At 65.7% G+C, this 8,478-nt stretch carries 5 protein-coding genes and 2 pseudogenes; 5 read left to right on the top strand and 2 right to left on the bottom strand.

Going from position 1 to position 8,478, the window contains the following annotated elements:
• The first annotated feature begins 457 nt into the window (after positions 1-457).
• From ACLU3S_RS34055 to ACLU3S_RS34045, 3 genes and pseudogenes are all read left to right on the top strand, one after another.
• Positions 458-1,105, top strand: a complete 648-nt coding sequence (locus ACLU3S_RS34055) for a cysteine hydrolase (protein WP_413955850.1) — start codon at positions 458-460, stop codon at positions 1,103-1,105.
• Positions 1,106-1,557: 452 nt separating this feature from the next.
• Positions 1,558-3,003, top strand: a complete 1,446-nt coding sequence (locus ACLU3S_RS34050; RefSeq protein ID WP_413955849.1) for an aldehyde dehydrogenase family protein — start codon at positions 1,558-1,560, stop codon at positions 3,001-3,003.
• Positions 3,004-3,247: 244 nt separating this feature from the next.
• Positions 3,248-3,490: pseudogene (locus ACLU3S_RS34045) on the top strand (integrase core domain-containing protein); the annotation flags it as partial.
• 175 nt (positions 3,491-3,665) lie between these two features.
• Here ACLU3S_RS34045 and ACLU3S_RS34040 read toward each other — a convergent pair.
• Positions 3,666-4,415 carry a glucose 1-dehydrogenase gene (locus ACLU3S_RS34040; RefSeq protein ID WP_413955848.1) on the bottom strand — a complete coding sequence of 250 codons (750 nt, stop codon included), beginning with the start codon at positions 4,413-4,415 and terminating at the stop codon, positions 3,666-3,668.
• A gap of 387 nt (positions 4,416-4,802) precedes the next feature.
• Between ACLU3S_RS34040 and ACLU3S_RS34035 the strand changes: the two genes are divergently transcribed.
• Positions 4,803-5,390 (top strand): TetR/AcrR family transcriptional regulator, encoded by a 588-nt coding sequence (locus tag ACLU3S_RS34035; RefSeq protein ID WP_413955847.1) that lies wholly within the window; start codon positions 4,803-4,805, stop codon positions 5,388-5,390.
• Between the two features lie 506 nt (positions 5,391-5,896).
• On the opposite strand, the pseudogene ACLU3S_RS34030 reads toward ACLU3S_RS34035, so the two are convergent.
• Positions 5,897-6,702 (bottom strand): annotated as a pseudogene (locus tag ACLU3S_RS34030) (alpha/beta fold hydrolase).
• A gap of 344 nt (positions 6,703-7,046) precedes the next feature.
• Here ACLU3S_RS34030 and ACLU3S_RS34025 point away from each other — a divergent pair.
• Positions 7,047-8,478 (top strand): FAD-dependent monooxygenase (locus tag ACLU3S_RS34025; RefSeq protein WP_413955846.1); only part of this gene is annotated, 1,432 nt, incomplete at its 3' end.

Here is an 8,478-nt window from a genome sequence, read left to right as displayed (position 1 = left end):
TTAGTAGAGGGATGTGCCGTGAGCCGCCTGCTCGAGCAACTCGGCGTCGGCTACGTGATCGCCGTGCCCGAGTTCCAGCAGGACACGTCGCTGACCGCAATTCGGCGGAGCGACCAGCCCGTCGGCGAAGCACCGGGTGATGCTTGGCAGCGACAGGCCTGCGGTGACAGAGAGCTCCGCCACGCCATCCGGACCGCGCTCGCCGCCCGGGCGCCCCGCGATGCAAGGGGGGCGGCAGAAAACGGATCACCGAGGTGGCTCACCGATGCACAAGGTCCCGCGATGGGGCAAAGTGGACGGAGAGCCGAATAGCCGGGACAGCGCCTCCTCGGGGCACGCGCTCCAAGGTGCACGTGGAAAACCACTGGTCACCGGACTGGAATGCACTCCGGAAGGGCACCCGCTGCACCAATGCCCATCAGACCAGTGGCCTGTTAATCGCATGAGGAGCGGGCAAGTGGAATTCAATAAGACCGACACGGCGCTCGTGTTCATCGATCCACAGAACGACGTGCTGAGCGAGGACGGAGCGAACTGGGACGTGGTGGGGGCGAGCGTCACAGAAAACAGGACCGTCGAGAACATGGAGAGAATCTTCGAGGTGGCGAAGGCGGCCGGATACGAGGTCTTCATCTCGCCCCATTACTTCTACCCGACCGACTACGGTTGGCGAATGAACGGTCCGCTGGAGACAAACGAACTGGAGACACATACCTTCGCACGGGCGGGACAGCTCGATCTGGCGGGATTCCGGAACTCCGGGGCAGACTGGCTGGAGCGCTTCAAACCCTACATCGAGGACGGCAGAACGGTGGTCGCAAGCCCGCACAAGGTGTTCGGGCCGGAAACCAACGACCTGGTACTGCAATTGCGCAAGCGAAAAATTCAAGGAATTATTCTTGGTGGGATGTTGGCGAACATGTGCGTTGAGTCCCATATGCGCCACCTCATCGAGGAGGGATTTGAAGTCGCCGTGGTCAGGGATGCAACAGCTGGACCCCGACACCCGGTCTGGGGCGACGGTTATCAGGCGGCCATGATCAACTATAGGTTCTTCGCCCATGCTTTGCTGTCGACGGACGAACTGGTCGACCTGATGCACTGAGGGGGGCCGCTGCCGGTAAAACAGCCCTCATCCCCCATAAGCACGCCTCAACCAGCGCCGGCAGTCAGCGGCCCACCGCGCGGTGCCATGTGTCGAGGACGTCCTGTCCCTGCCCCGCCGCCTCGTCGGCGACGGCCGACGAACCGCGCGTAGACCCGCTGACCCTCCTGTACGCAGTTTGCGTTTCACCTCGCGACGGCCGAGCCTGCTGGATCCCCCAGTGGTTCAGGGGCCTGACGCAGGTTCGGGTGACAGGTTGACACCCGATCGCGCGGCAGACCCGAGTTTTCGGTCGAGGGATGGGCGATCGCACTCAAGGCTACCTTCGGGCATGCGCGTGCATGCGATCAGTACACCACGTACAAGTCGTCCGTCACCTCGGCGGTCCTACGGTGTAACGGTTGGCGGATGAACGCCAGCGCACCTTCAGACGTAAAGGGCCATGACCGGACATGATTTCCACCCGCGCTTTCTGGCTCGCCGGCCGTCCGGCCAGCGGTGAGACGACCTTGGCTGTTACCTCCCCCTGGACCGGTCAGCTCATCGGAGAGGTCAGTGTGCCCACCGATGAGCAGGTGGAGGAGGCGGTGGCGGCGGCGTATGCCGTTCGCGATGAGTTCGCGGCTACTCCCGCATATGTTCGTGCCGCCGCGCTCGACCACGTGAGCAAGCGCCTTATGGAGCGCAGCGAGGAGATCGCGCAGCTCATCTCCGCGGAGAACGGAAAGCCGATCAAGTGGGCTCGCGTAGAGGTCGGCCGTGCGGTGTCCGTGTTCCGGTTCGCCGCGGAGGAAGCCCGCCGCTTCAACAGCGGTGAGGCCCAGCGGCTCGACACTGACGCCGGCGGCCAGGGCCGACTGGCGCTCACCCGCCGCTTCCCGAAGGGCGTTGTGCTGGGGATCACGCCGTTCAACTTCCCGCTGAACCAGTGCGCCCACAAAGTCGCCCCGGCCATCGCGGCCGGCGCCCCGATCATCCTGAAGCCGGCGCCCGATACTCCGCTCTCGGGTCTGATCATCGGTGACCTCCTTGCCGAGACAGAACTGCCGGCCGGTTCATGGAGCATCCTGCCGGTCGCCAATGACCGGATGCCGGAGCTGGTGCAGGACGAGCGCCTGCCCGTTATCTCGTTCACCGGCTCCGAGAGGGTCGGGTACGCCATCATGGACTCCGTTCCCAGAAAGCACTGCACGTTGGAGCTCGGCGGGAACGGTGCTGCCGTGGTGTTGGCCGACTTCACGAGCGACGAGGATCTCGACCGGGCCGCCGCGCGCATCGCTACGTTCTCCAACTACCAGGGCGGGCAGTCCTGTATCTCCGTGCAGCGTGTCATAGCTGACGCCGCGGTGTACGACCGGCTGTTGCCGCGTATCGTCGCAGCCGTCGCATCTCAGGTCACCGGGGACCCTACGAATGACAGAACCGATGTGGGTCCGCTTGTCAGTGAGGACGCAGCGTGCCGCGTCGAGTCATGGGTCGACGAAGCCGTCGGTTCCGGGGCCACGCTGTATACGGGCGGCAAGCGGGAGGGCGCCTCGTACACGCCTACGGTCCTCGCGGATGTTCCAGCAGACACGACCCTGGCCTGCGAGGAGGTCTTCGGGCCAGTTCTGACGGTACTCAAGGTGTCCAGCGAGGCCGAGGCTTTCGCGGCCGTGAACGACTCCAAGTACGGTCTGCAGACAGGGGTGTTCACACGCGACCTGCAGGCCGCCTTCCGGGCACATCGGGCTCTGGAAGTCGGCGGAGTCGTGATCGGCGACGTGCCCTCCTATCGCGCCGACCAGATGCCCTACGGCGGGGTCAAGCAGTCTGGTGTCGGCCGCGAAGGAGTGAAGTTCGCCATGGCGGACTACACCTATGAGCGTGTGCTGGTCCTCACCGATCTTTCGTTGTAGTAGGGCGCCCACAGCCTTCCGGGAGCCGCGTCCTCGCCGCTCGATCACTCCGGAGTTCAGGCTGAGATCGTCGAGCTGTGCCAATGCGGTGACCGCTCGGTCGGCCGGGTCGCCACGTCAGGCTCGCCGAGCCGCTTCGGACCTGGGTGCGCAAGGATGAGGCCCATGCGGCGCCCGAGGACCGCGATGGCAGAGGGAACGCGGCGGAGGAGCCGGCCCGGCTGCGGGCCGGCCTGGCATCCGCCGCGGCATGGGCCGGGTCGGCTCAAGCTATGGCAATGCCCTCGGCGAGTCGTTCTTCCAGGGCCTCAAGCGCGAGTTGCTCCACGGAAGGCACTGGACCTCAAAGGCACAGACGCGGCTGGAGCTGTTCTGCTGGCTGTCGTACTACAACCGGCGCCGTCGGCGTTCCGCGCTCGGCTGCCGCACACCAGCCGAGTTCGAACAGCAACTGACCGCATCACATAGGCTGCCACTCGTCGCATGAAACCCGGTGTCCGCTCCCAGGGATCAACCTCAGATTCCGTATGTCAGCGTTTGCGTACACACTGTCGGCGCTGCGTCCGCCCGTTGGGTTCGGTGTGACTACCGGTGTGATCGCGACGCGGACAGGGCGACTGTCGTCTTCGCCGGGACAGGCACAGCGCATCCTCTTGCGGCGATCAGATCTGGTTGAGTCCGCCATCCACGAAAAGCTCGGATCCGGTGACGAAGCTGCTCTCATTGCCGGCGAGGAACAGTGCGGCGGCAGCGGCCTCGTCCGGCTGCCCCATGCGACCCAGCGGAATCTGGCTGGCGAAGGCGTCCCTCATCTGTGCGGCCTGGTCGGCGTCGGCAGCCAGGCCGGTGATGCCCGGGGTGACGATCGGGCCGGGGACCAGGGTGTTCACCCGGATCGCGCGGCCGCTCAGTTCGTTGGCCCAGGTGCGAGAGAAGGAACGGACCGCAGCCTTGGACGCGGCGTACACGCCGAAGGCGGCGCCGCCTGAGGTTGCGGCAGTCGATCCGGTCAGGATCACCGAGGCGCCGTCGTTGAGCAGCGGAATGGCCTTCTGAACAGTGAAGAGCATTCCCCGTACGTTGATGTTGAAGGTGGTGTCGAAGTGCTCCTCGGTGACCTGCTCAAGAGCAGCGAACTGACCGCCTCCCGCGTTGGCGAACAGTACGTCGATGGGCCGGCCTCGCTCGGCGACAGCCGCGTAGAGGCGGTCGATGTCCGCGAGATCCGCGACGTCGCCCCTGACGGCGGTGGCTTCGCCGCCGATCTCGGCCAGCGCGGCGTCGAGGGCCTCCTGCCGGCGGCCGGTGATGAACACGTGGGCGCCTTCACGTGCGAATCGCTTGGCGGTGGCCAGTCCGATTCCGCTGTTGCCTCCGGTGATGACTGCCGTCTTCCCGTCAAGCTGCCCCATGATCGTTTACCCCTGTCCGGTGCGAACGCCAGAAGTCGTGCACCAATGCGGTTTTTACGGCCCGAACCGGATGGCCCCGAGCCCAGTTATGGACTATACGGTAAAGAACCTTGTTATGGACCGTACGGACAAAAACGTGACCGCGGGCACGCTGTCGAGGCGCGACAGGGCGGCCGGCGCAGGCCTGTCCGCGAGGGTGCCGGGAGAACCCCTGACGGAGAGCCATGCATTGCATGCCACCTGTCGCCCGGCCTCACCCTGCCCGGCGGCCCTGCCAGCGGCGGCGAGGGGAACGCTCAGGTCCTCCCGCGTCACCGCGAGCAGCCGGCCTGTGCTGCGCGCCCGGTGATCTGGACCGATAGGTCAAGAAGGACGTATGCTGTTGTCATGGGGCGACCGCGGAATTTCGATGACAACCAGGTACTGGAGTCTGCGCGCGAGCAGTTCTGGAACCGGGGGTACGCGGCTACATCACTGCAGAACCTGACGGACGCCACCGGACTGGGCAAGGGAAGTCTCTACGGCGCCTTCGGCGACAAGCGGCAGCTGTTCTTGCACGTACTGGACTGCTACCGCGAGGAACAGCTGAACGGCGTCCGGGCGGTCCTCACCGGGCCCGGGACGCCCTTCGAACGCCTGACCCTGCTCGTTGAGGGGGTGGCCAAGGGATTCACGGAGGACCCGCAGCGCCGCGGCTGTCTTCTGGTCAACAGTACGTCCGAGCTGCACAGCAACGATCCGGATGTGGTCTCCCGAGCCCGGACCACCTATCAAGCGGTCGAAGATCTTTTGATCGCCTGCGTAAAGGAAGCCCAGGACGACGGGACGGTCGAACCGAGCGCGGACGCCCAGGAGCTCGGGCGACTGCTCCTCGCCGTCATGCAGGGCATCGAGTTTCTCGCCAAGACCGACATGGACGGCTCGGCTTTGCTGCAGATAGGCCAGGCCGCCCTTAAGCAGCTGTCCCGGCACTGAACATCCTGCGGGTCGGCATCGTCCACAGGCGATATGCCGACAAACAGCGATCAGGGTGGGCCCGCCTGGGATCGGCGCGCGAGCGTCCAGCATACCTGCCCTTCGAACGTTCCCACGACTGTCCTGGCCGCTGCCCCGGCACAGGTGCCGACCCGCCCCTTTCGTCATGCCCTCGAGCGGGCCCTCTTCGGCCGTGCCGCTGCGCCATCGACTGCACCTCACCGCAGGCGCCCGGTCGGCTGACACGGCGAACCGATCAACCCGGCCGCCGAGCCAGATTCAGCCGCTCCGGACGCAGTCGTCCGGGACATGGTTCGGGGGCGCTGCCGACCGCCGCCGCTGCCCAACGCAGGTTTGCGGCGACCGGCACGGCGAATGCCCTTTGCGCATGCGGCCAATGCGCGGTCTGTCAGGCGATGGGCCGGCCCTTCCGGGCGGTCAATTCACAGCGCCGATTCCCAGCAGTTCCAGCGGCAGTGCTGCCGTTCACCGGGCGCGAGCCGCCGCTAACTCCGCGCGAACTCAAGCAGGTCTTTGTTGAAGATCTCGGCGTACTTGGGCACCATCGCAAGGCCATGGGGAGCGCCCTCGTAGACCTTGTACTGCGCGCCCTTGACGATCTTGGATGATTTGGCGCCCGTGGAGACGATGGGCACGATCTGGTCGTCGTCGCCATGCACGATCAGTGTCGGCACATCGACCTTCTTCAGGTCCTCGGTCGTGTCCGTCTCGGAGAACGCCTTGATGCAGTCGTAGGCGCCCTTGATGCCGACTGTCATGCTCCAGAGCCAGAACTCGTCACGCGTTCCCTGGGAGACGGTCGAGCCCTCACAGTTCGCACCGTAGAACGGGGCACTGAGGTCCTTGTAGTACTGCGAGCGGTCCGTGAGCACACCCTGGCGGATCTCGTCGAACACCTCGATCGGCAGGCCCTCGGGGTTGGCTTCCGTTTTCAGCATCAGCGGCGGGATCGCGCCGAGCAGGACCAGCCTGGCGACCCGTGCCGTGCCGTGCCGGCCGATGTAGCGGGTGACTTCGCCGCCGCCGGTGGAGTGCCCGACCAGAATGACGTCGTGCAGGTCTTCGGTTTCGATGACCGCGGCCAGGTCGTCGGCGTACGTGTCGAGATTGTTGCCGTCCCAGGGCTGGCCGGAGCGGCCGCCACCGCGCCGGTCGTGAGCGATGGCGCGGAATCCGTTGTCCACCATGAGCTTCATCTGGGGGTCCCAGGCGTCGGCGGTGAGTGGCCAGCCGTGGGAGAAGAGCACGGGCTAAAGATCTGCGTGCCGTCCTCGGCGGTGGCGAAGGGCATGGTTGCGCTCCTCTCGACGTCCGCTCGCGGGCCCCTCACGTGACGCCCTCCGGGGATGTGACGCGAAAGCGGCGCCGCTTTAGGTCAACGTCAATTGCGGGGCAGCGATTCAGCGCGTCTGGAACCGCCGCTTCGGTACGAGTGGGACGGTCGTTGCCCGGCAGGCGAGGAAGTGGCCTGTCTCGTACGGTGGTCCTTGCGGTCAGGAGAGTTACCAGTTGCGCCACCCGAGTGAACTCCGGGCACCGTCACCCACCCGCCCTGAACATCACCACCGGTGGCGGGCGGCAGCCAGGTGGTCACGGGTCGTTACTACTCGTTCTGTGACACGCGGAGGGCAGGACATGGGATCCGACGTTGACGTGCTGGTCGTCGGTGCTGGTCCAGCGGGGTTGCTGCTCGCAGGTGACCTTGCCGAGGCCGGAGTGCGCTGCACCGTCGTGGAACGGCGAGAAGGGGAATCCCAGCTGACACGTGCATTCGCCGTTCACGCCCGAACGATGGAGCAACTGGATGCTCGCGGCCTGGCCGACGACCTGCTGCTGACAGGCCTCCGCAACCCGGTCTTGCAATTTCTGCGGATCGATCTGTCGCACCTGCCGACCCGTTACCCCTACGTGCTCGTGACGCCCCAGTACAACACCGAGCGACTGCTCCTGTCCCGCGCCGTGACACACGGCGTGAACATCATGCGGGCCCACGAAGTGACTGGCGTCCAGCAAGACCCGGGCGGTGTCGACGTCACGGTGAAGACACCAGCTGGCACTGAACACAGCCTGCGCGCAGACTTCGTCGTCGGCGCAGACGGACGAAGCAGTTGCGTGCGCCAGTCCCTCGGTCTCCCATTCCCCGGCCGCTCCGCCGTTCGCTCCATGATGCTCGCAGACGTCCGGATGGCTGATCCGCCGAAGAAGCCGCCTACCGTGGCAGCGACCGGAGACGCCTTCGCCATTGTCGTCCCGTTCGGCGACGGCTGGTTCAGGGTCATGGCCTGGAATCGCCACCACCCCATGCCCGACAACGCCTCGGTCGATCTGGAAGAAATCAAAGACGTCGCCCGCCAGGCGCTCGGCAGCGACTTCGGCATGCACGACCCTCGCTGGCTCTCCAGATTCCACAGCGACGAACGCCAGTCGCCGAGCTACCGAGTAGGCCGAGTATTCCTCGTCGGCGACGCCGCCCACGTCCATTCCCCGGCCGGCGGCATGGGTCTCAACACCAGCATCCAGGACTCCGCAAACCTGAGCTGGAAACTCGCAGCCGTTCGGCGTGGCCGCGCACCAGACTCCCTGCTCGACAGCTATCAGAACGAACGGCACCCGGTGGGACACCGGGTTCTGCGGATGAGCGGGGCACTGCTCCGCGGCGTCCTCACCACACCGCGGGCATGGTGCGGCCTCCGTGACTTGTCGGCGCGTACGGTGCTGCAGACCCCACCAGTGGCCCGACGACTGGCCATGGCAATCTCGGGAATCGACATTTCCTACGCCGCCGCGGTCGGCGCACATCCCCTAGCCGGGAAGCGGGCACCTGATGTCCCCCTCAGCGACGGACGCAGACTCTACGAAGCCCTCCGCAAGCGACGGTTCGTCCTTGTCACACCGTCCGACACGGAGCGCTTCCCCTCACTGATCACAGAGTGGGCCGGCGAGGTGGAGATCGTATCCCCGAAGGGCGCCACCAAAAAGAGTGTTCTGGTCAGACCAGACGCCTATATCGCATGGGCCATCTCGGACGAGTCACCTGAACATCGCCTCGACGCGGCCCGTCAAGCAT

The sequence above is a fragment of the Streptomyces sp. AF1A genome, assembly GCF_047340315.1.
GTDB lineage: Bacteria > Actinomycetota > Actinomycetes > Streptomycetales > Streptomycetaceae > Streptomyces.
This window is presented reverse-complemented; position numbering and strand designations above follow the sequence as displayed.

Coding starts and splice junctions, on each gene's coding strand:
- ACLU3S_RS34050 (WP_413955849.1), top strand. CDS start 1,558: ATGATTTCCACCCGCGCTTTCTGGCTCGCCGGCCGTCCGGCCAGCGGT.
- ACLU3S_RS34035 (WP_413955847.1), top strand. CDS start 4,803: ATGGGGCGACCGCGGAATTTCGATGACAACCAGGTACTGGAGTCTGCG.
- ACLU3S_RS34040 (WP_413955848.1), bottom strand. CDS start 4,415: ATGGGGCAGCTTGACGGGAAGACGGCAGTCATCACCGGAGGCAACAGC.